21 protein-coding genes are annotated in these 20,452 nt (G+C 70.3%); 13 read left to right on the forward strand and 8 right to left on the reverse strand.

The annotated features are described in order from the left end of the window. Positions 1 to 26 precede the first annotated feature (26 nt). From ABZX85_RS33175 to ABZX85_RS33185, 3 genes are all read left to right on the forward strand, one after another. A complete protein-coding gene (locus tag ABZX85_RS33175; protein ID WP_355877041.1) occupies positions 27 to 1,115 on the forward strand; it encodes a serine hydrolase domain-containing protein in 1,089 nt (362 codons plus the stop codon). A gap of 172 nt (positions 1,116 to 1,287) precedes the next feature. Beyond that, positions 1,288 to 2,301 carry a small ribosomal subunit Rsm22 family protein gene (locus tag ABZX85_RS33180; protein WP_355876889.1) on the forward strand — a complete coding sequence of 338 codons (1,014 nt, stop codon included), beginning with the start codon at positions 1,288 to 1,290 and terminating at the stop codon, positions 2,299 to 2,301. 70 nt (positions 2,302 to 2,371) lie between these two features. Beyond that, positions 2,372 to 3,118: an SDR family oxidoreductase gene (locus tag ABZX85_RS33185; RefSeq protein WP_355876892.1), complete on the forward strand. Its 747-nt coding sequence runs from the start codon at positions 2,372 to 2,374 to the stop codon at positions 3,116 to 3,118. 344 nt (positions 3,119 to 3,462) lie between these two features. On the opposite strand, the gene ABZX85_RS33190 is transcribed toward ABZX85_RS33185, so the two are convergent. Continuing rightward, positions 3,463 to 4,470 (reverse strand): D-alanyl-D-alanine carboxypeptidase, encoded by a 1,008-nt coding sequence (locus ABZX85_RS33190; RefSeq protein ID WP_355876895.1) that lies wholly within the window; start codon positions 4,468 to 4,470, stop codon positions 3,463 to 3,465. A gap of 82 nt (positions 4,471 to 4,552) precedes the next feature. After that, positions 4,553 to 4,870, reverse strand: a complete 318-nt coding sequence (locus tag ABZX85_RS33195; RefSeq protein ID WP_355876897.1) for a nuclear transport factor 2 family protein — start codon at positions 4,868 to 4,870, stop codon at positions 4,553 to 4,555. Between the two features lie 158 nt (positions 4,871 to 5,028). Here ABZX85_RS33195 and ABZX85_RS33200 point away from each other — a divergent pair, with 158 nt between their 5' ends. Then, positions 5,029 to 5,619 (forward strand): DoxX family protein, encoded by a 591-nt coding sequence (locus tag ABZX85_RS33200; protein ID WP_355876900.1) that lies wholly within the window; start codon positions 5,029 to 5,031, stop codon positions 5,617 to 5,619. Positions 5,620 to 5,660: 41 nt separating this feature from the next. On the opposite strand, the gene ABZX85_RS33205 is transcribed toward ABZX85_RS33200, so the two are convergent. Together ABZX85_RS33205 and ABZX85_RS33210 are read right to left on the reverse strand one after the other, a co-directional pair. Then, positions 5,661 to 6,584: an RNA polymerase sigma-70 factor gene (locus tag ABZX85_RS33205; protein WP_355876903.1), complete on the reverse strand. Its 924-nt coding sequence runs from the start codon at positions 6,582 to 6,584 to the stop codon at positions 5,661 to 5,663. Positions 6,585 to 6,697: 113 nt separating this feature from the next. Next, positions 6,698 to 7,171, reverse strand: coding sequence for a carboxymuconolactone decarboxylase family protein (locus ABZX85_RS33210; RefSeq protein WP_355876906.1), 474 nt, complete (start codon positions 7,169 to 7,171; stop codon positions 6,698 to 6,700). A gap of 140 nt (positions 7,172 to 7,311) precedes the next feature. Between ABZX85_RS33210 and ABZX85_RS33215 the strand changes: the two genes are divergently transcribed. The 3 genes from ABZX85_RS33215 to ABZX85_RS33225 all read left to right on the forward strand — a co-directional run bounded on the left by ABZX85_RS33215 (position 7,312) and on the right by ABZX85_RS33225 (position 9,225). Next, positions 7,312 to 7,698 carry a hypothetical protein gene (locus ABZX85_RS33215; RefSeq protein WP_355876908.1) on the forward strand — a complete coding sequence of 129 codons (387 nt, stop codon included), beginning with the start codon at positions 7,312 to 7,314 and terminating at the stop codon, positions 7,696 to 7,698. 301 nt (positions 7,699 to 7,999) lie between these two features. Beyond that, positions 8,000 to 8,590: a DUF3105 domain-containing protein gene (locus tag ABZX85_RS33220; RefSeq protein ID WP_355877044.1), complete on the forward strand. Its 591-nt coding sequence runs from the start codon at positions 8,000 to 8,002 to the stop codon at positions 8,588 to 8,590. Next, positions 8,587 to 9,225 carry a DUF305 domain-containing protein gene (locus ABZX85_RS33225; RefSeq protein WP_355876911.1) on the forward strand — a complete coding sequence of 213 codons (639 nt, stop codon included), beginning with the start codon at positions 8,587 to 8,589 and terminating at the stop codon, positions 9,223 to 9,225. Before ABZX85_RS33220 ends, ABZX85_RS33225 begins: the two co-directional genes overlap by 4 nt. A gap of 53 nt (positions 9,226 to 9,278) precedes the next feature. On the opposite strand, the gene ABZX85_RS33230 is transcribed toward ABZX85_RS33225, so the two are convergent. Both ABZX85_RS33230 and ABZX85_RS33235 read right to left on the reverse strand, forming a co-directional pair. Continuing rightward, entirely contained in the window at positions 9,279 to 10,658 is a 1,380-nt protein-coding gene (locus ABZX85_RS33230; RefSeq protein WP_355876914.1) for an alpha/beta hydrolase, read from the reverse strand. A gap of 72 nt (positions 10,659 to 10,730) precedes the next feature. Next, positions 10,731 to 12,119, reverse strand: a complete 1,389-nt coding sequence (locus ABZX85_RS33235; protein ID WP_355876916.1) for an MFS transporter — start codon at positions 12,117 to 12,119, stop codon at positions 10,731 to 10,733. A gap of 132 nt (positions 12,120 to 12,251) precedes the next feature. Here ABZX85_RS33235 and ABZX85_RS33240 point away from each other — a divergent pair, with 132 nt between their 5' ends. Together ABZX85_RS33240 and ABZX85_RS33245 are read left to right on the forward strand one after the other, a co-directional pair. Beyond that, entirely contained in the window at positions 12,252 to 12,662 is a 411-nt protein-coding gene (locus ABZX85_RS33240) for a helix-turn-helix domain-containing protein (RefSeq protein WP_355876919.1), read from the forward strand. Between the two features lie 134 nt (positions 12,663 to 12,796). Continuing rightward, positions 12,797 to 13,555, forward strand: coding sequence for a hypothetical protein (locus ABZX85_RS33245; RefSeq protein WP_355876922.1), 759 nt, complete (start codon positions 12,797 to 12,799; stop codon positions 13,553 to 13,555). On the opposite strand, the gene ABZX85_RS33250 is transcribed toward ABZX85_RS33245, so the two are convergent. Next, positions 13,546 to 14,031 carry an ATP-binding protein gene (locus ABZX85_RS33250; RefSeq protein WP_355876924.1) on the reverse strand — a complete coding sequence of 162 codons (486 nt, stop codon included), beginning with the start codon at positions 14,029 to 14,031 and terminating at the stop codon, positions 13,546 to 13,548. The genes ABZX85_RS33245 and ABZX85_RS33250 overlap by 10 nt on opposite strands. Before the next feature lie 176 nt (positions 14,032 to 14,207). Here ABZX85_RS33250 and ABZX85_RS33255 point away from each other — a divergent pair, with 176 nt between their 5' ends. The 4 genes from ABZX85_RS33255 (at position 14,208) to ABZX85_RS33270 (ending at position 19,126) form a co-directional block, all read left to right on the forward strand. Further along, entirely contained in the window at positions 14,208 to 16,034 is a 1,827-nt protein-coding gene (locus tag ABZX85_RS33255; protein WP_355876927.1) for an aldo/keto reductase, read from the forward strand. Between the two features lie 126 nt (positions 16,035 to 16,160). Beyond that, positions 16,161 to 17,078 (forward strand): helix-turn-helix transcriptional regulator, encoded by a 918-nt coding sequence (locus tag ABZX85_RS33260; protein ID WP_355876930.1) that lies wholly within the window; start codon positions 16,161 to 16,163, stop codon positions 17,076 to 17,078. Beyond that, positions 17,075 to 17,326, forward strand: coding sequence for a DUF397 domain-containing protein (locus tag ABZX85_RS33265; protein WP_355876933.1), 252 nt, complete (start codon positions 17,075 to 17,077; stop codon positions 17,324 to 17,326). The genes ABZX85_RS33260 and ABZX85_RS33265 overlap by 4 nt, the downstream gene beginning before the upstream one ends. Positions 17,327 to 17,545: 219 nt before the next feature. Continuing rightward, positions 17,546 to 19,126, forward strand: a complete 1,581-nt coding sequence (locus ABZX85_RS33270; RefSeq protein WP_355876935.1) for a CBS domain-containing protein — start codon at positions 17,546 to 17,548, stop codon at positions 19,124 to 19,126. Positions 19,127 to 19,131: 5 nt separating this feature from the next. Here the strand turns inward: ABZX85_RS33270 and ABZX85_RS33275 are convergent, their stop codons facing one another. Beyond that, on the reverse strand, positions 19,132 to 20,382 hold the full coding sequence (locus ABZX85_RS33275) for a TIGR02679 family protein (RefSeq protein WP_355876938.1): 1,251 nt from the start codon (positions 20,380 to 20,382) through the stop codon (positions 19,132 to 19,134). Positions 20,383 to 20,452 lie beyond the last annotated feature (70 nt).

Here is a 20,452-nt window from a genome sequence, read left to right on the forward strand (position 1 = left end):
GGCCCGGCACACCCGAGCGGGCCTGCCTGGACGCGGGCGAGCTGGAGCTGCTCCGCGACGAGGTCCGCGCGCTGGTCGCCGGCCCGCACCCCTGGGCCGCGGGCGCCGTCGTCTACGCCGGGCGCGGCCCGGTGATCGCGCTGCGGGAGGCGGTGGGCTGGGCCTCGCGCTTCGCCTCGTACGACGGGGTCGGGGGCGGCGTCGAGCTGCCGGCGGCCGAGCGGGTGCCGATGACCTTGGAGACGCCGTTCGACCTCGCGTCGCTGACCAAGCTGTTCACGTCCGTCGCCGCCGTGCAGCAGATCGAGCGGGGGCGGCTCGGGATCGATGCCCGGGTGAGTGCGTTTCTGCCGGATTTCAGCGCGGTGCGGCGGTCGGGGACGACGGTCCGGCAGCTCCTGACGCATACGTCCGGGCTCCGGCCGGAGCTGCCGTTGTACGCGTGCGCCGACGACGCCGAGCGGATGCGGGTGCTGCGGGCGGAGGCGCCGGTGAGCGAGCCGGGGGCGTACGTGTACTCCGATCTCAACATGCTGTTGCTGCAACAGGTGCTGGAACGGGTCACCGGGCGGTCGCTCGACGTCCTGGTCCAGGAGGGGATCGCCCGGCCGCTCGGTATGGCCGCGACCGGTTTCGGGCCCTGTTCCGGGGCCGCCGCGACCGAGGATCAGCGGCGGCCGTGGGGGAAGGTGGACCGGGGGATGATCCGGGGTGAGGTCCACGACGAGAACGCGTGGGCGCTGGGTGGGGTGGCCGGGCATGCGGGGCTGTTCTCGACGGGGCGGGATCTGGCGGTGTTCTGCCGGACGCTGCTGAACGGGGGGTCGTACGGGACGGCGCGGATTCTCGGAAGCGATCACGTCGAGTTGCTGCTGGACCCGCCGGGGCTGGGGTTCGCCGTCGATCAGGCTTGGTTCATGGGGGAGTTGGCGGGGCGGGGGGCCGCGGGGCATACGGGGTTCACGGGGACGTCGCTGGTGGTGGACCGGGCCACGGACACGTTTCTGGTGCTGCTGGCGAACACGGTGCATCCGGGGCGGCGGCAGGGCGGGAGCGGGCCGAGGGCTCGGGCGGGGACTCGGGTGGCTCGGGCTGTGCGGGGGGTTGGGGGGTGAGGGGGTACCAGAGGGGTACGAGGTGTCCCCTAAGCCTTCGGGGGTACGGGGTGTCCCCTAACTTCGGGGGTACGGGTATCCCTCAGGGGGCTCGGCGCGTCCCCTACGGGGGCTACGGGTATCCCGTACCCGTACGTCCTGAGGGGGGCGTGGGACCTGAGAGAATCAGGGCGTGAACTCGGCCGAATCCCTCCGTACCGCCCTCGACTCGCTGCTCCACGGGCTGCCGCCCCGGCAGGCGGCCCAGGCGGTGGACCGGCTGATCGCCAGCTACCGGGGCGCGACCCCGACGAACGCGCCGATCCTGCGGGACCGCGCGGACGTCGCGGCGTACGCCGCGTACCGGATGCCGGCGACCTTCGAGGCGGTGTGCTCGGCGCTGGAGGCGTTCGCCGAGACCGTGCCGGAGTGGACGCCGGGGAGCCTTGTGGACGTCGGCGGCGGGACCGGCGCCGCGACCTGGGCCGTGGAGTCCGTGTGGCCCGGCGCCCGGGAGGTGACCGTCCTGGACTGGGCCGAGCCGGCGCTCGCCCTGGGCCGGGAGATCGCCGCCGCCAACTCGGCGTTGTCCGGGGTGCGTTGGGAGCGGGCCCGGATCGGTTCCGCCCTGCGGATTCCCGAGGGTACGGACCTGGTGACCGTCTCGTACGTCCTCAACGAGCTGACGCCCGCCGACCGCAGCGCCCTGCTGGCCGGGGTGAGCGGGGCGACGTCCGTGGTGATCGTCGAGCCGGGGACGCCCGACGGGTACGCGCGGATCATCGAGGCGCGGGACGCGTTGATCGCGAGCGGGCACCGGATCGCCGCGCCCTGTCCGCACAGCGGCGCCTGCCCCATCGTCCTCGGCACAGACTGGTGCCACTTCTCGGCCCGGGTCAGCCGTTCCTCCCTGCACCGGAAGGTCAAGGGGGGTTCGCTGCCGTACGAGGACGAGAAGTTCGCGTATGTCGCGGCGACGCGGGTGCCGGTGACGCCGGCCACCGCGCGGGTCGTACGGCGTCCGCAGATCCGTAAGGGGCAGGTGCTGCTCGATCTGTGCTCGGCGGGGTCCCCTCAGGGGGAGTTGGGGCGGACGACGGTCACGAAGCGGCACGGGGGGTTGTACAAGGCGGCGCGGGACGCGGAGTGGGGGGACGCGTGGCCGCCGCCCGGCGATGAGCTGTCGGCCCAGGTGCCGTCGGTCTAGTGCCCTTGGTCCAGGTGCCGTTGGCCCAGGTGCCGTTGGTCCAGGTGGCGGGCGCCTACGCTTCGGAGGCATGAACTCCAAAGTCGCAGTGGTGACCGGTGCCGGGTCGGGTATCGGGCGGGCCGTCGCTCTTGAACTCGCGGGCGCCGGTTGGACGGTGCACATGGTGGGGCGCCGGGCCGAGAAGCTGGAGGAGACGGCCGAGCTGGCGCCGGACAACGTCCCCCATCGCCTCCGGGCCGATGTGTCGCGCGAGGAGGACGTGGAGCGCGTCTTCAGGGTCGTAGGGGATCTCGGGCGGCTGGATCTGCTGTTCAACAACGCCGGGACGTTCGGGCCCGGGGGTGTGCCGTTCGAGGAGTTGTCGTACGACGCGTGGCGGCACGTCGTGGACACGAACCTCAACGGGGCGTTCCTGTGCGCGCGGGCGGCGTACCGGTTGATGAAGTCCCAGGAGCCGAGCGGTGGGCGGATCATCAACAACGGTTCCATCTCCGCGCATACGCCGCGTCCGCAGTCGGCGCCGTACACCGCGACCAAGCACGCGCTGACGGGGCTCACCAAGTCCCTCGCGCTGGACGGGCGTTCGCACGGGATCGCGGTCAGTCAGATCGACATCGGGAACGCGGCCACCGAGATGACGGAGCGGATGCGGGCGGGGGTGCTCCAGGCCAACGGGGAGTTCGCGCCGGAGCCGGTGATGGACGTCGCCGATGTCGCGCGGACCGTACGGCACATGGCGGAGCTGCCGTTGGAGGCGAACATGCAGTTCGTGACGGTGTTGGCGACGGGGATGCCGTACGTGGGGCGGGGGTGAACGGGGGGCGCGTGAAGGGGGCTTGAGGGGCGCGTCGGGGCGGCGGTGAGGGGTGGGCGCATCAGCACAAGCGGAATTTGACAGTCCGCCCTATTGCGGGGGTTAGCGGAACTATGCTCAACTCTTCTCCACGAGAACTTCACACTTGGGTGAGGGAGTTCCGTAGACCACTCCGAGGGGGGAGGAGGCGGTCGCCCCACGGCACCGGGTGGGGGTGGGCCTCGCGTGGGACCGCGAGGTGCACACCGGGCCGTGGGGCGCCTGCCACAAGGGGGTTGGTCCGAGGGGGGAGTTGGCCCGAGAGGGGTTCGGCCGACGGGAGTGAGTTGGGCTGACGGGGGGGCTCAACTCTCTTCCGGTGAGGCGCTCTTGGCGGCGTCCGCCCCGGGATCGGCCTTCTTGGTACGGCGGTTGCGCAGGGCGTACACGCCGCCGAGCAGGGCCGCCGCCACCGCTCCCCCGACCGGCAGACCCCAGCCCATGCTGTCGTCGTCGACCGCCGTGCCCGCCGAACCGGCCGAACCGGCGCTGCCGTGCGGGGAGTTGTGGGTGACCTTGGCGCCGCCCTCACTGAGGGGTTCCGCGAGGGTGCCGAGGGATTTCGCCGAACTCCCTTGGGCGAAGCCCCAGTCGAGGAGGGTGCGGGACTCCTCGTACACCGCGTTGAGGCCGCTCTTCGGGTGGAGCACGGTGACGATGAGGGTCCGGCCGTCGCGCGTCGCCGCTCCCGTGAAGGTGTTGCCCGCGTTGCTGGTGTAGCCGTTCTTGACGCCGATCATCCCGGCGTACGGCTTCACACCGTGCGAGCCGCACAGCAGGCGGTTGGTGTTCTCGATGCCGGTGCCGCCGATCCGTGCGGTGCGCGTCCCGCAGTAGGCCCGGAAGTCGGCGTTCCTGAGGCCGCTGCGGGCCATGAGCGTGAGGTCGTAGGCGGAGGAGTACTGGCGGGGGTGGTCGTACCCGTCAGGGCTTACCACGTACGTGTCGACGGCCTGGAGGTCGGCGGCCTTGGCGCGCATCTCCGCGACGGACCGGTCGATCCCCCCGTTCATCGCGGCCAGCACGCGCACGGCGTCGTTCCCGGAGCGCAGGAAGACGCCGTGCCACAGGTCCTCGACGCTGTACGTCACCCCCGCCTTGATCCCGACCAGGCTCGACCCCTCCGGCACGGTCGCCAGCTCCGCCCCCCGGACCGTGTGCCGCTCCGTCCTCGCGAACTTCCCCAGCAGGGTGTCCGCGAACAGCATCTTCAACGTCGAGGCGGGCGCCAGCCGCACATGCGGGTTGCGCTCCCCGAGCACCTCCCCTGTGTCGTGGTCAGCGACGATCCAGGCGCGAGCAGTGATGTCCACCGACGGGACCGTACAGAACGATGGTGAGAAAACGCGAACCTCGGGGTGGGGGGTATTAGGGGTCGACCCTTAGGTGGAGGCGTTATGCCTGGCCCGTCTCGAAGCGGGAGATGAGGCCGTTGTTCACGACGAAGCGCCAGCCCGTCCGCATCTCGCCCCAGGTGTCGTTGCGGAAGCGGGCGACGAGGGAGAGGCCGTCGTCGGACTGGGACAGGATCTCGAAGTGGCCGTGGACGGAGAAGATCTCGCGGTCGATCCAGTCGAGGAGCTCGCGTTCGCGGTGGTCGTCGGACATGGTCGCGTCGGGGGTGAGGAGGGTCAGGAAGCGCGCGCGGTCGTTCGCGTTCACGGCGTCCACGAAGGCGCGTACGACGGGGTCGTGGGGCTGGACGTGTGTCATACCTCCAGCCTCACACCGCCCCCGTACCCACACCACCCGCACCACCCGCGCCTCCGCCACCCGAACGGCGTCCCCCGCAGGTCTCCCTCTACCCCCGGTGCGACCGTGAACGTACCTGTCGTCGTCCTTCGTCGTCCTCGTCGTCCTTGGGAGCCACCGTGAGCTGTTGTACCGAGCGCCGTCGGGACGTGGGTCTGCTGCTGCTCAGGCTGGGTACGGGCGGTGTGCTGGCCGCGCACGGCGCGCAGAAGCTGTTCGGGTGGTTCGGGGGGCACGGGCTGGAGGGGACCGGGCAGTACATGGAGTCCGTCGGCTACTCCCCCGGCCAGGCGTCGGCGACGGCCGCGGGGCTCGCGGAGACGGGCGGCGGCGCGCTGCTGGCGCTGGGCCTGGCGACCCCGGCGGCGGGCGCGGCGGCGGCCGGTGCGATGGTCGGCGCCGCCGCCGTCCACGCCCCGGCGGGCTTCTTCGCCCAGTCCGGCGGCTACGAGTACGCCGCCTTCCTCGCCCTCACCGCCACCGGCCTCGCCGTCACCGGCCCCGGCCGCCTCTCCCTCGACCACGCCCTCGGCCACACCGCCAACCGCGACTGGATGGTCCCCGTGGCCCTGGGGGTGACGGCCGCGGTGACCTCGGTGGTGGTAGGTCTCAGGTATCGCCGCGTCCGGGAGAGCGGCGAAGGGGACGCCGTACAGGAGGCGCTGTTCGAGGAGGAGGGGTACGGGGAGGTCATGGGGTTCGAGGAGTAGGGGGCTACGGGTACGTCCCTGTCATACCCGTACCCCTCAGGTCACCGCGCCTGCCGACGGTTCCGCCTCACCTCCTCGTCGATGGCCCAGGCGTCGGCGACCGGGCCGAGGTGACCGAGCTTGTCGGGGTTGATGACCGTACGGATGGTCTGGATCTGCCCGTCGAGGACGTCGAGGACCAGGGCGTGGAGGACCTTGCCGTCCCGGTCGCGGAAGACGGCGCCCGGCTGGCCGTTGATCTCGTGCGGCTCGAACGTGATGTCGATCCGGGCCATGACCGGGTGGACGGCGGCGAGCAGGCGGGCCACGTTCTCGGCACCGGCGACGGCCCGGGCCAGCTGCGGGGCCTTGCCGCCTCCGTCCCCGACCAGCTGGACGTCGGCGGACAGCAGGCTCTGGAGCCCGTCCACGTCACCCCGCGACAGCGCCTCGAAGAACCGCGTCGCCAGTTCCTGCCGCTCCCGCCGGTCCGCCTCGAAGCGGGGCCGCCCGGCCGCCATGTGGCGGCGCGCCCGCACCAGGAGCTGACGGCAGGCCGCCTCCGAGCGGCCCACCGCCGCGGCGATCTCGTCGAAACCGAAGGCGAACACCTCCCGCAGCACGAACACCGACCGCTCCAGCGGGCTGAGCCGCTCCAGGAGCAGCAGCGCGGCCATCGACACCGAGTCGGCCAGCTCGGCGGCGCGCGCCGGGTCCTCGTACGGGTCGCTCAGCAGCGGCTCGGGCAGCCACGGTCCGACGTACGACTCGCGGCGCACCCGCGCGGAGCGCAGGACGTCGATCGCGATCCGGGTCACCGTCGCCGACAGGAACGCCTTGGCCGAGACGGGCCGGGTCGCGGAGGCGTCGTAGCGCAGCCAGGTCTCCTGGACCGCGTCCTCCGCCTCGCCCACGCTGCCCAGAATCCGGTAGGCGATCGAGAACAGCAGCGGTCTCAGCTCCTCGAACTCCTCGACCTTGCTCACGTGGTCTCCCCCTCGTAGTCCTCGTAGTACCCGTAGTCCTCGGGGCACCCGTAGTACCCGTAGTACTCAGCGTGCCCGGTTTCCTCGGCCCGCCGGTTCGGGTGAACGGCTGTTCAGTGGAACTGGCCGACCTCGTAGTCCCCGGCGGGCTGCCGGGTGATGATGTTCAGCCGGTTCACCGCGTTCATGAACGAGACCAGCATGACGAGGGCGGTGAGCTGGTCCTCGTCGTAGTGCCGGGCGGCGCGGGCCCAGACCTCGTCGCTGACGCCGTCGGCCGCGTCCGCGACCCGGGTGCCCTGTTCCGCCAGTTCCAGGGCGGCGCGTTCGGCCTCGGTGAAGACCGTCGCCTCCCGCCACGCCGCCACCAGGGCCAGCCGCACCGCCGCCTCGCCGGCGGCCGCGGCCTCTTTGCTGTGCATGTCGATGCAGACCGCGCACCCGTTGATCTGGCTCACCCGCAGGGCCACCAGCTCCTGTGTGGTGGCGGGCAGCGGCAACTCCTTCAGCGCCTTCCCGGTCGACATGAAGTACTTGAGCGCCTTGCCGGCGGTCGGGCGGGCGAAGTAGCTCAGTCGCGCGTCCATGGTGTGCTCCTCCGTGCTCGTCGATGCGTTCACCCCCGAGACGAGACAGCCGGCTCCCCTGTGACACGACGGGGCAGACCCCTGTCGTACCCGTAGTACTCAGGGTCCCCTGTCCCCCATCCGGCCGATACACTCCTTGAGTGTTCAACCGGCCCCCGATCACCATGAGCAGCCCGCGCAGGGCTGGTGCTGTGGTGTTGGGGCTGCTGCTGGCGGTGGCCACGGTGCTGGGGTGTGTGATGCATCCCGCCGAGACGGAGGCGGGGGCGGTACGGCATCTCACCGCCGTCGCGTACACCCCGCAGGGCCCGTCCAAGGAGCACGTGTGCGCGGTGCCGGGGCACGACCGGTGTCACGGCGCCGGTGGGGTGGTCGCGAGGACGACGGCCCCGACTCCGCACCCGGCCCCGCAGGCGCTGCCCGCGAGGGTGGACGCCCGGCCGGCGACGACGCCTCTCGCCGCGCAGGCCGATCCGGCGGCGCCGCGCCCGCCCGACCTCCATGTGCTTCAGGTGCTGCGGACCTAGAACGGACGTCTCCTCCGCGTCCGTTCATCGGCATGCCCGCCGACTCCCGCTGCACGAAAGGCACTTCGCCATGTCCACCGGCAACCCCAAGAAGACGACGACCGGTTCGAAGCCGACGACCGGATCGCAGCCGGCCGCCAAGGCGCCGGCCTCCAAGACACCGGCTGCCAAGACCCCCGCCCCCAAGGCACCGACCTCCAAGGCGTCGAACCCCAAGGCCAAGCCCAGCGCCAACGCCCCCAAGAAGCGGCCCGGCAACAAGCCGTCCGCCGGTGAGAAGGCCGCCACCCGCCGCGCGCGAATAGAGGAGCAGCGCAAGGCGGAACGCGCCCGGGAGCGCCGTAGCCGCATCCTGATGATCTCCGTGTCGACGGCGATCGTGCTCGCGGTCGTCGCGGGCGGCGCCTGGCTGATCAACGACGCGAACGAGAAGGAGGCCGCGCAGGCGGCCCCGGTCTCCGGCGAGAAGACGTGGAAGGACCTCACCCAGAACCACGTCGAAGGCACCGTCAAGTACCCGATGATCCCGCCGGTCGGCGGTGACCACAACGGCGTCTGGCAGAACTGCGACGCGCAGGTCTACACGCAGCAGCTCCAGAACGAGAACGCGGTGCACTCCCTGGAGCACGGCGCGGTGTGGGTGACGTACAACACCAAGGCCGCCGAGGCGGACGTCAAGTCGCTGACGGAGAAGGTGAAGAAGACGCCGTACACGTTGATGAGCCCGTACGACTCGCAGTCCTCCCCCATCACGCTCTCCGCGTGGGGCCATCAGCTGAACGTCGACACGGCGTCCGACGCGCGCGTGAACGAGTTCCTCGACAAGTACGTCCAGGGCGCGCAGACGCCTGAGCCGGGTGCGGCGTGCACGGGCGGCAAGGCGACGGCATGAGCACGAGCACAGCCGAGATGGCACCCCGGTCCACAACTCGCCTCTCCCGAGCCCTCATCGGCGGCGCGCTGGTCACCCTCCTCGCGGCGGTCGCCCTCACGGTCACCCTGCTGCGCCCGGCGCAGGCCAACTCCCCTGCGGGGCCGGTCGATTCGGGGTTCGCCCGCGACATGGCCGTCCATCACCAGCAGGCCGTGGAGATGTCCTTCATCGTCCGCGACCGCACGACCGACGAGGACGTACGCCGTCTCGCGTACGACATCATCAACACCCAGGCCAACCAACGCGGCATGCTCCTGGGCTGGTTGGACACCTGGAACGAGCCCAAGTCCTCCCAGGCGGCGCCCATGTCCTGGATGGACCACAGCATGCCGTACAAGGCCCACGACGGCTCCCTCATGCCCGGCATGGCCACCAACACGGAGCTGAACAAGCTCCGTTCCCTCTCCGGCAAGCAGGCCGAGGTCTTCTACCTGAACCTCATGACCGCCCACCACAAGGGCGGCATCGAGATGGCGGAGGGCGCGGCGCAGGGCGGGGAGACCGAGCAGGTGCGGCGGTTGGCCCAGGGGATGGTGAACGGTCAGAAGGCCGAGATCTCCCTGATGGCCGACATGTTGAAGAAGCGGTCCTGAACGCGAGGTGGCCTGCCCGGCTCAACGGGCAGGCCACCGGCGCAGGTTCAGGTTCAGATCAGCCGCTTCACGAACGCGCTCAGGCTCTGCATAGCCGTGTTCTTCGACGTCTCCGCGAAGAGCGGGTCGAGGTGGTTCATGCCCTCGTCCGTCTTGAACGACGTGTAGGGGACTCGGGATTGGGCGGCCAGTTTTTGGGCGGCCGTGACGACCGTGCCCTTCGGGTAGCTCGACTGGAAGGCGTACAGGGGGGTGTCGATGCCGGCCGCGTGCTGGAGGCGGAGGCCGAGGGAGCGGGTGATGTCCGTGTCGGCGTAGAGGTCGGTGGCGTCGAGGTCGAGGGAGAGGCGGGCGGGCCAGTACCACTGCCAGACGGTCGGGACGGGGCCCGCGTAGGCGGTGGCGACGCGGGAGATGGGGGTGATGCCGGTGTCGGTCCAGTCGCCCGAGGTGGAGAACTCCCCTGAGTGGACGGTGATGTTGTTGGGCCAGCCGAAGCTCTCGTCCACCAGGAGGCCCAGCAGGGCCGCGTTGGTGATGGTCGTGGACGGGCGGAGGGCGTCGGGGAGGCGGGGCTGGAGGACCGACTTGGCGTGGGGGTCCAAGTGGGCGTACCAGCCTGCGAGTTGGTAGAAGATCTGGGTGCTCTCGGAGCGGGTGCCCACGCCTACGGCGGCCAGGGACATGTCGAACACCGCGCCGCCGGAGATCGCGGCGAGGCGCTGCCTGATCCGCTCCGGGGAGTTGTCGGGGGCCTCGCCCGCGCCGTCGAAGGCGCCGAGGACGCCGCCGTCGATCAGGGCCAGCCCCGCGAGGGAGCGGTAGCCGGGCTCTCCGTCGAAGTCCCAGGCGGCGTACGCGGCGGCGGTGGTCGCGCCCCAGGAGTGGCCGCCGAGGATCACCTTGCGCCGACCGCCGCAGGAGGCCGCCTTCACGACCGTGCGGAGGTCCGAAAGGACGCGCGGGAGGCCCCAGTTGGCGAGGAATCCGGAGGCTGCGGGGGTTTGGGTGCGGTAGTGGTCGTCGAGGTAGTAGGTGAGGGGGTCGGCGGTGGCGAAGCCCGCTCGGTCGACCAGGTTCTCCTCGCGCCGGTCGAACGACCAGACCTGCACGCCGGGGACGGCCGCGACGAGGTCGCGGGCGAGGAGGCGGAAGTCGTTGGCGGCGCCGAACTGGCCGGGGACCAGGACGAGTACGGTCCCGGCGGTGGGGTCGCCGATCTGGAGGGTGTGGACCTGGTCCGACCCGACGGGGCCGCCGCCGGGCGAGGTCGGGAAGGCCACGTACGGTTCCGGCTGAGCCAGGGAGGAAGGTTCCCCAGTTGAACGGCCCCTCCCCGCAAGCGCGTTGGCCGTACCGCTCAGCCCCGCGCTCGCCACCGCCCCCGCGGCCACGCCGCCCAGCAACGTCCTGCGTGTCACGAAACTCGTCATGTCCGGTCGCCTCCTTGAAAGTTGGAGAACATGACTACGGGGGTAGCTTCCACCATGGAGGCGGCGTGGTGATCACCGGCCCCCGGCAGTCACCGGCGTACGCGATCCGTCCCGCAGGACCAGCGCCGCGACCGCCAACGCGGCGAGGACTGCACCCGAACTCACCCTGAACGCAAGGCGATAGCCGTCGGTGAGCGCCTCGGCGGCCGGGGTCCCATCGGCCAGGAGTCCCGCCGTGCGCGACACCGCAAGGCTGCTCAGCACCGCGAGTCCGAGCGAAGCCCCCACCTGCTGAACGGTGTTGAACATCCCGGAGGCCAGCCCCGAGTCCTCCTCGGTCGCGCCGGACATCGCGAGCCCGGCCAGCGCGGGCATGACGAGGCCGAAGCCGATGCCGAGCGGGACCGTCGCCGGGAAGACGTCGCTCACGTACGCGCCGTCCGCCGAGACCGTCCCCAGCAGCCCCAACCCGCTTGCCACCAGGGCGAGTCCGGCGAGCAGCACGCCCCGCGGACCGAACCGGGCGATCACCTTCGGCGCGACCCCCAGCGACATCACGCCGATCAGCAACGGCACGGGGACGACCCCGAGCCCGGTCCCCACCTCGTCGAACCCCAGCACCTTCCGCATGTACAGCACCGCGAAGAACTGGAAGCTGAAGATGCCGGAGATGAGCAGCGCGTGCGTGCCGAGCGCGCCGGCGACCGTGCGGTTCCGGAACATCCGCAACGGCACGAGGGGGTCCGCGATCCGGGCCTGGCGTACGACGAACGCGACCAGCACCACCAACGCCCCTATGCCCAGGGCGAGTTCAGCGGTCACGATCGCGTACACCGCCAGCATCAGCGCGGCCGTGACGAGTACGGCGCCCGGCGCATCGGTCGTCCGCCTCCGGGCCGTCCCCGGCTCCGCGACCAGCGTGCGCTGCGCGAGGACCGTGACGGCCATCCCCACAGGGACGTTGACGAAGAAGATCCAGTGCCAGCCGAGCCCCTGCGTCAACACCCCGCCGAGCAGCAGGCCGAGGGTCCCGCCTGCCGACTGGACGAAGCTGTAGACGCCGATCGCCCTTACCCGGGCGGGGAGTTCGGGGAACAGGGTGACGACCATCGCGAGGGTGACGGACGAGGTGACCGCGCCGCCCACACCCTGGAGGAAGCGGGCGGCGAGGAGGGTTTCGGGGGTCTGGGCGAGGCCGCAGAGCGCGGACGCGGCGGTGAAGAGCGCCAGCCCCGCGACGAACACCCGTTTGCGGCCCAGGAGATCGCCCAACCGGCCGGAGAGCAGGAGGAGTCCGGCGAACGGGATCAGGTAGGCGTTGACGACCCACCCGAGCGTGGCCGGGGTGAAGCCGAGGTCCTCCTGGATCGCCGGTAGCGCGACGTTCACGATCGTGCCGTCGAGTATGACCATCAACTGGCCGGCGCAGAGGAGCGCCAGGGCGAGGCTGCGTGCGGACACACCCCTCACGGACATGGCTGAACCCTTCACAGACATGGCTGTGCCCTTCGTCGAATTCGAGGAACTTGGGAGACGTTTTGTTACGGGGTCCATCCTGTGTAACCATGGCGCCCCGCGAAAGGAGGCACTTTCATGTCTCGGAGTCACATGGATGTGACCGTGCAGGTGGAGATGGACAACCCGGCCTGTTCTGTCACCGAGGTACTCGACCGGGTCGCCGGTAAATGGGCGATCGGAATCCTGATCGCCGCCGCGAAAGGGCCCGTGCGGTTCACCGAACTGGAGCGCGAGTTGGCGGGCATCAGCCGCCGTATGCTCACGCTCAATCTGCGCAAGCTGGAGCGTGAGGGGCTGCTCGTCCGGACCGTCTATCCGACCGTGCCGCCCCGGGTCGAGTACGAATGCACGGAGATGGCCAGGGAGTTGAACTCCACGCTGCTCGCGCTCGTCGGCTGGGCGAAGCGGCACAGCGGGGACATCGCGCAGGCTCATGTGACGTACGACGAGGCACAGGACACCCGCGCACAGGGTGCTCGCGGGTGACAGAAACCGTTCCCTTTATGAACGTCCCTGCAAATTCGGCGGTTTCGAATTCGACCGATAAAGATGATTGACTGGATTCACCGGATAGTGGTGTGATGAGGTCCCCTTCGGCGCGGTCATGAATGAGGGGCCTCGTGGACGTATTCGAGAAGAAAAGGCGGGCCGGCAGAATACTCCGGGTCGAACTCCGGACCGCCGAGGCACTGCTCAGGGAGGCGGCGGAGCGGGAACAGGCGCGGGACGAGGAGATCCGGGATCTGCGGCGGCAACTCCAGCAGGTGGAGGACCGCGAGTTCGAACTCCTCGTCGAGAACGAGAAGCTGTACGACTCCCTCCAGGGCGCGCACAGCAAAGTCCGGTTCCTTCAACGGCAGTTGGACGACACCGCCCGCACCACAGCCCCCGCACCCCCGAGTTCCCGCCCCACCACCTTCACCGAACTGCTCGACCGCCTCGCCGAGTTACCCCACGTCCGCTTCACCGGAAACCCCAAGCGGACGAAAGACCTCGACGCGCACGGCACCCCCAACTGGGTGACCGTCGCGTGGGACGCGCTGTCGGCCCTCGACGAGTACGCCGCGCACGGCAACGGCGTGGGCTTCCGCCAGTGGTGCGACAACCTCCCGGAGACCTGCCGACACCCCTTCCCGGCAGGCAAAGTGACGATGCGTGAGTCGGAGACCGTCGCCAACCACCACGACTGGCGCCGCCAACGCACCTTCCCCGTCCCCGAGTCCGTCGCCCCGACCGGCCGCCTCTTCATGCAGTCCCATCTCCGCGTGGGCAGCGGCAACACGGTCTCCCCACGCCTGCACTTCCACGACGACTCGGCCAAGTCGGGGCTGGTGTACGTCGGTTACCTGGGCGCACACCTGGACAACACTCACACCTGACCGGCACCGGGAAGCGTGTACTCCGCCCACACCGTCTTCCCCGGCCCGTCCGTCCGCAGGTGCCAGTCCCAGCGTGCGGCGAGGCCCGCGACCAGCAGCAACCCCCGCCCGTCCAGGCTGACATAGGGATCGCGGCCCGGGACGACGGTGGCGGGGCGCGGCGGCAGGCGCTCGCCCCGCGTGTCGGTGACGTCCACCCGCGCGGTCTCCAGACGCGGGGCCACCTGGAGCCTCAAGTGGAAGTCCCGGCCCGGGACATGGCCGTGCCGGACCGCGTTGGACGTCAGCTCGGCGACGATCACCACGAGCGCGTCGTGGTCGTCCGAGCCGTACGGGATGCCCCATTCGTGCAGGCGGACGGCGGCGAGGCGGCGGGCGAGGCGGGCGCCTCTGCGGGTGGACGTGAACCGCATCTCGAAGTGCTGCTCGGTGGGCGGTGCGAGGGTGCCGGTGGGGGTACCGGGTTCGTTCGTCATGACCCTTACGGTCCTCTTCGTGGCACACCGTCACCAGTGGTCACGCCCCGACGCCGAGGCCGTTGTACGCGCGGCTGTCGGCCCCTGTACGAGCCGTGCCGGAGAGGTGGTGTCCTGCCCACGAGGGTACGGATACGGTAGCCGTGAGTGAAGTGGCCCGGAACAACGGAGAGTTGATGCGCGCCAACGAGGAAATCCGTACCGCCGCGAACGACACGCGCCGCCGTGCCGACGTCCGGCCCCCGGCTCTGGACCCGGTCCTGGCCCCGGTCCTGGCCCCGGTCTTGGACAGCGGTGCGCCTCCCGGGCTGCTCGCTCTCCAGCGCACGGCCGGTAACGCCGCCGTCGTCGCGATGCTCCAGCGTTCCACCGTGCGCGATGTCCTGCGCAGCCCCGGCCGGCCGCTGGACGACCGTACCCGTACGGACATGGAGTCCCGCCTCGGCGCGGACTTCGCGTCCGTCCGTATCCACGACGACCGCCGGGCGGAGAGGTCCGCCGCCGAGGTCGGTGCGCGCGCCTACACCAGCGGTGACCATGTCGTCATCGGCCGGGGCGGCGGCGACCGGCACACGCTGGCACACGAGTTGACGCATGTGATCCAGCAGCGGCAGGGGCCGGTGACCGGCACCGACCGGGGGGACGGCGTGCGCGTCTCGGACCCGTCGGACCGGTTCGAGCGGGCGGCCGAGGCGAACGCGCGGCGGGTGATGTCCGGCGCACCGGCCGGACGGCACGCGGACGCCCACACCGAGCATGCCGCGCACGCCCACTCCGAACACCCCGGGCATCAGGCATCCCCCATGGTCGCCAGGATGCCGACCTCCGCGCAGGCCGCCGCACAGGTCAAACCCTGGCTCGTCTTCGGCGTGGACGGCCGCGACAAGTCGCAGCTGGACTCCGCCGTCGCGGCCGGGTACCGGCGTTTCGACACGGCGCAGAGCTACGGCAACATCACGACCGTCGCCGAGGCGCTGAACGGCCTTCCCCGCGGCGAGTACGAGATCCTGTACAAGTTCGACGTCGACGCCAGGGAGACGCCGGACGCGCTGCGCGCCCGACTGACCACGGTCGCCGCGCTGTTCGGCAATTCACTCGACGCGCTGGTCATCCACAACCTCGACGCCGACCGCACCACCCTCACGAACGCCTGGAACGTCCTCCAGGACCTGAAGACCGCCGGAACCACGGCGGAGATCGGCCTCGGGAACATCGGCGAGGACCACGTGGGACTGCTCGACGATCTCGGCGGGGTCGACCTCGTGGAGAACTCCGTCAGCAGCGTGCTGCTCAGCGAGACCGTGGCGGCGGCGATCAAGAAATCGGGCGCGCACCTGTACTACTACGACGTCATCAGGACGGCCCGCGACATCGGTCTCGACCTCACCGATCCCGACAACCTGAACGGCCTCGTCTACCAGATGGCGGGCATGTTCCCGAAGGCCGACCATACGTCCAACTCCACCATGATCAGCAGCAGCGGGACCGCCGGTACCCAGGCGGCCAACCTGAGGGACTACGGCGGCGGTCCCGACCACGCGGACTTCACCGGGGACGAGCAGTACGACGCGATGGAGAAGATCGACACGTGGCGCAAGCAGCAGAGTTCGGGCCAGGTGAACGACACCTCGTTCACGCTTCAGCCCACACTCAGCACCTGGCTGCAAGGGCTCTGTGACGGGACCACCGCCGACACCCTCCGCGCCGACATCGCCAAAGCCGCCCAGCAGGCCGGGCGTTCGGTCGACCGCACGTTCATCGGGGAGTGGCTGGTGAGCCAAGGGCACGTCACCGCCGACGACTTGACCTTGGTGAAGGTCCCGTCCCGGGTCGGACTGAAACGGCGTTACATCAGCATGCCGTTGCAGGACGCCCTGGCCGCGCTGTTCGGGGTGAAGAACTGCGACTGGAAGTGGTCCATCCAACTGGTCCAGTTGATGTTCAGCACGGCCGACGACTGGGACAGCTTCTTGCAGTTCGGAGCCGACGAGATCGTCGTCTGAGTATCGTGACGTAGGGGTGGCGCACCGACGCCGGTTCACTTGTACGCGCGGTGTACGACCTTGTACGAGGCGCGCGGCGTGACCCGGCTTCCCCGTGGGGAGTTGGTCCGGAGAGGTGGTGATCCCATGACGGAGCGTACGAGGACGACGGTCGGGGTGGAAGAACCCCGGAACAACGACGACGAGGACACGGGCTCCCTGTTCTTCGGGGACGACGACGAGGCCGGTCTCCAGCCCGACGCGACGAGCAAGGCCCTCGTCATCGCGTTCGGCCAGAGCGTGAAGACGCTGCGCGAGCGGGCAGAGATGGACCGCGAGACGTTCGGCGCGCGGATCGGCTACTCGGCGGCTACGGTCGCGTCCTACGAGCAGGGCCGCCGCATCATGAGCGGCAAGACGATCGACAAGGCCGAGGAAGTCCTCCGCGCGAACGGGTTGTTGAGCGCGTGGAAGGAGCAGATGGATCGTGCGCAGTACCCGGCAACGTTCCAGGGGATGGCGGCTCTGGAGAAGACCGCCATGGAACTGCTCATGTACGACACGTTCATGGTCAACGGTCTCCTCCAAACTCCGGACTACATGCGAGCGTTGATGGCGATGCGTCGTCCGCTTCTGGACGACGACACCATCGAGCAGCGCGTGGCCGCACGGCTGGCCCGACAGGAGGTCTTCGACCGCTGGCCCGCGCCGTACCTGAGCTTCATCGTCGACGAGGCGGTTCTGCTGCGGCCGTACGGCGGAATCGATGTACTGCGGGGGCAGTTGGAGCACCTGCTGCTGGTCGGCAGGAAGCGCAACGTCGAAATCCAGGTCATGCCACTCGACCGCGAAGAGAACGTGGGCTTCGGCGGCCCCTTCATCGTGTTGACCCGGCGCAAGGACGGCAAGCTGTTCCTGTACAGCGAAGTCGCCGGGGTCACTTCCCTCCAAACCGAGCCCGAACAGACGACTCAGGCACACGCCCGCTATGGGATCATGCGATCACAGGCTCTCCCGTCCCGGGAGTCGACGAAGAAGATCGAAGGGATTCTGGGATCACTATGAACAACGCCGAGCCCTCAACCACCGCTTCCGGTCTCGCCTGGTTCAAGAGCAGCTACAGCGACGCCGCAGGTAACGACTGCGTGGAAGTCGCCTGGCGCAAGAGCACCTACAGCGACGCCGAGGGCAACGCGTGCGTTGAGGTCGCGGCCTGCACCAACACCGTCCACGTCCGCGACTCCAAGGACACCGACGGTCCCCAACTCGCCCTCCTCCCCTCCGCCTGGGCCGAGTTCACGGCAACCCTGTAGGTCAGTCGAACTCGACAACACCGCCCGGCAGCACCACGGCGTTCCTGAGCCAGAGGACGAACGTGGCCGCTGTCCGGGCAGAAAACCAGAGCTCTGCCGCGTTCTCGCTTCTCCCACTCTGGTGGCCTTATTCCGGTGGCTGCCGGGTGCGGCTGCTATAGGGTCGCGCCACGCGATCGTGTGAGGGGGGCCTCACGGAGTTCACAAGGGGGGCGCGTCATGCGGGCCTGGGTGGTACGCGCGGGGCAGAACGGCGAGCGGGAACAGACCGCGTTGGACAACGGCCTGCTGATCGCCGGCTGGAACGAGCTGGACGACCTGGCCGACGCCGCCACCCGTGAGGACATCAAGGCCGCGGTCGCCGCCGGCTACCCCGGCGAGGGTCCGTACACCGTCGGCAACTGGACCGGCCAGCTCCACCGCTTCGTCCACGAGATCCACGTCGGCGACCTCGTCGTCCTCCCCCTGAGGTCCTGGCTGGTGGCCATCGGCCGGGTGGTGGGCGCGTACGAGTATCGCGCGGACGACGCCGACGGGGCCCACCACGTACGACGGGTCGAGTGGCTCGTCACGGACATCGACCGGAAGCGGGTCCAGCCCGACCTCCTGGACAGCATGGGCTCCCTGCTCACCGTCTTCGAACTCGCCAGGTTCGGCGCGGCGGACCGGGTCGCGCACCTCGCCGAGGGCCGGCCGGACCCGGGACGCCCCGACGCCGACGAGTTCGCCGCCACGCTCACCGAACCGGCGAAGCTGTACGAGGAGGTGCGCCGGCGTGGAACCGACCAGCCGGTGACCTTGTCCATCCGGGACTTCCTCGCGATCTGGGGAGCGCAGCGCCGGTATCCGGCGGTCATCGACCAGATCGAGAGCGACCTGGAGGCCGGTGGGCTGGTCACCGTCCCGCCGTTCACCGAAGGCACCCTGGACAGCCAGATCGCCGTTCTCGCCGGGGGTTCGGAGCCGGACGGCTCGGGGACGAGCGTGTTCACCAGAACCGTCTCCGCGGAGGGCGCGCACCCGTCGCCCTCCCTCGGCCAAGTGGTCGGCCTGCCGGAGGAGGACGCGGAGTCACCGGCCGTCGCCTACCTCGTCAGCAACCTCGACTCGGCGAACCGTATGCCCGAGTGCGTGCGGGTCGGCGACAGCCTCGACACCGCGACCACCCTCATGGTCCTGCGCAACTACAGCCAGCTCCCCGTCCTCGACGCGGACGGAAGGCTGAGCGGCGTCGTCAGCTGGGAGTCGATCGGGAAGTCGCGGATGGCCAACCGCACGCCCGATCTGCGCGCGGCGACGGTCCGCGGCCAGGAGGCCGACCGCTCCGACGACCTGCTCAACTGGGTCGAGACCATCCAGCAGTCCGGCTACGTCGTCGTCCGCGACCACGATCACAAGGTCTGCGGGCTGATCACCGCGGCCGACCTGACCGTGCAGTTCGGCACCCGGATACGGCCCCTGGTCCTGCTGGAGGAGATCGAGCAGCGGCTGCGGCGCATGGTCGACCGGTGCATCCCGCTCGACCGGATCAGGGCGATCGTCCCGGGCCGGCGGGCCGCCCGGGTGCATTCCGCGGCCGATCTCACGCTCGGCGACTACAAGTACCTGTTCCTCGAACCCGAGAACTGGACCGCGCTCGGCTGGATCATCGACCAGCAGCACTTCCTGGCGGCGCTGGAGGAGTGCCGGAACTTCCGCAACGCCGTGATGCACTTCAGCCCGGACCCGATCACCGAGAGCCAACTCGTCCCCGCTCAGGGGTTGCTCGACCTGTTGCGTTCGATGGATACGCAGGTCTGAGCGCGTCAGTCCTGCGCGAGGTCCTCCAACAGCAGTTCCAATGCCGCCTCTTCGTGCAGGGCGACCCCCAACGCCTCCATCAAGGAGCCCAGTTCGGGGTCCCAGTCGGCCTCGACGCGCGGGCCCGTCAAGGGGAGTGGCGGGATGCCCCGGAGCCTCGTGCGCGTCGCGAGGTACTCGTAGTCCTGGGCGCGCATCCGCCAGGGCCGGGCGTCGTAGCGGCCGATGACGCGGTTGGCGAGGGTGATGCCGGGCCAGTCGAAGTCGCCGTGGTAGGCGAAGGTGCAGCCGGATGCCGCGAGGGTGTCGAGGAGGGTGAGGACGACGGTCGCGGCGCTGCCCGAGGTGCAGACGAGGGGGGTCGTGCGGGCGGAGTCGGCGGCGGCTTCGAGGACGCGGGGGTTCTCGCAGACGTGGACGTGGGTGCCGGGGGCCAACTCCAGTGGGAGGGTGCGGAGTTCGCGGAGTGTCAGGTGGGTCTCCAGGTGGTGGTCCGCGCGTTCTCGGAGGGCCGCTTCCTGCCAGGTCGGGCCGGTCGGGCGCAGGGCGTACGTCAGTACCGTGCTGGAGACTTCGTCTGGGGTTACGCCCGCTGTTCGCCACAGGGCGCGGCGAGTTGGGGCGTCGGTCGGGGGGTCGGTGCCGTGGGCCAGGGCTATGCCGCGCAGGACCAGGCGGGCGAGAGGGGTGTCGTCGTCCAGGCCGTGGGCCGAGCCGGTGGTGAGGGTGGCGAGGTCGCCTCTGCCCCAGGGGCCTGGGGCGCCGTCCGTACCAGGGGCCGGGAAGAGGTGGGACAGGGTTCGGATCGCCTGGGTGATCGTGGCGCGTGTGGTGGTGCGGTGGTTCTCCGCCAGCCAACTGTGGGCCCAGGGCTGGTCGTTGAGTGCGGTGGCGGCCAGGGTCGCCTCCGCTTCCGTCCGGTGCCGGGTGCGCTCCGCCGTCGCCGCGTCGCGGGCCGCCCTGCGGTCGACGAGGGGTGGGCCGAGGGCGGTGAGGGTCGCGGCGAGGCCCCTGCCGACGGCCGTCGCGCGGAGACGGGCGTCCAGGTCGGGGATGCGGATCGTGGCCGTGGCGCCGGTGATCGGCCTCGCCAGGAGGAGGGACAGGGCCTCGCGTTCCTCGGAGTCGAGGGACTGGAGGCGGATCGTGCCGGTCGGCTGGAGGGCGGCTCGTTCGAGGCGGGTGCGGGCGGTCGTCCAGAGGCGGGAGAGGCCGGGGCGGGCGAGGAAATCGCGGGTGGCGGCGTCGAGGGGCACGCCACCCAAAGGCGCGTCCCCCAAAGGCGCGTCTCCCGAAGACGCCTCACGCAAAGGCACTTCGCCCACG

Origin of the sequence: Streptomyces sp. NPDC004539, assembly GCF_040610055.1 — a bacterium.
GTDB lineage: Bacteria > Actinomycetota > Actinomycetes > Streptomycetales > Streptomycetaceae > Streptomyces.

What these genes read in the sequence shown, in the direction of transcription:
- ABZX85_RS33225 (WP_355876911.1), top strand. Translation starts at nt 8,587, where the DNA reads ATGAGCACGAGCACAGCCGAGATGGCACCCCGGTCCACAACTCGCCTC.
- ABZX85_RS33195 (WP_355876897.1), bottom strand. Translation starts at nt 4,870, where the DNA reads ATGACACACGTCCAGCCCCACGACCCCGTCGTACGCGCCTTCGTGGAC.
- ABZX85_RS33255 (WP_355876927.1), top strand. Translation starts at nt 14,208, where the DNA reads ATGCGCGCCAACGAGGAAATCCGTACCGCCGCGAACGACACGCGCCGC.
- ABZX85_RS33230 (WP_355876914.1), bottom strand. Translation starts at nt 10,658, where the DNA reads ATGACGAGTTTCGTGACACGCAGGACGTTGCTGGGCGGCGTGGCCGCG.
- ABZX85_RS33260 (WP_355876930.1), top strand. Translation starts at nt 16,161, where the DNA reads ATGACGGAGCGTACGAGGACGACGGTCGGGGTGGAAGAACCCCGGAAC.
- ABZX85_RS33270 (WP_355876935.1), top strand. Translation starts at nt 17,546, where the DNA reads ATGCGGGCCTGGGTGGTACGCGCGGGGCAGAACGGCGAGCGGGAACAG.
- ABZX85_RS33185 (WP_355876892.1), top strand. Translation starts at nt 2,372, where the DNA reads ATGAACTCCAAAGTCGCAGTGGTGACCGGTGCCGGGTCGGGTATCGGG.
- ABZX85_RS33240 (WP_355876919.1), top strand. Translation starts at nt 12,252, where the DNA reads ATGTCTCGGAGTCACATGGATGTGACCGTGCAGGTGGAGATGGACAAC.
- ABZX85_RS33265 (WP_355876933.1), top strand. Translation starts at nt 17,075, where the DNA reads ATGAACAACGCCGAGCCCTCAACCACCGCTTCCGGTCTCGCCTGGTTC.
- ABZX85_RS33210 (WP_355876906.1), bottom strand. Translation starts at nt 7,171, where the DNA reads ATGGACGCGCGACTGAGCTACTTCGCCCGCCCGACCGCCGGCAAGGCG.
- ABZX85_RS33250 (WP_355876924.1), bottom strand. Translation starts at nt 14,031, where the DNA reads ATGACGAACGAACCCGGTACCCCCACCGGCACCCTCGCACCGCCCACC.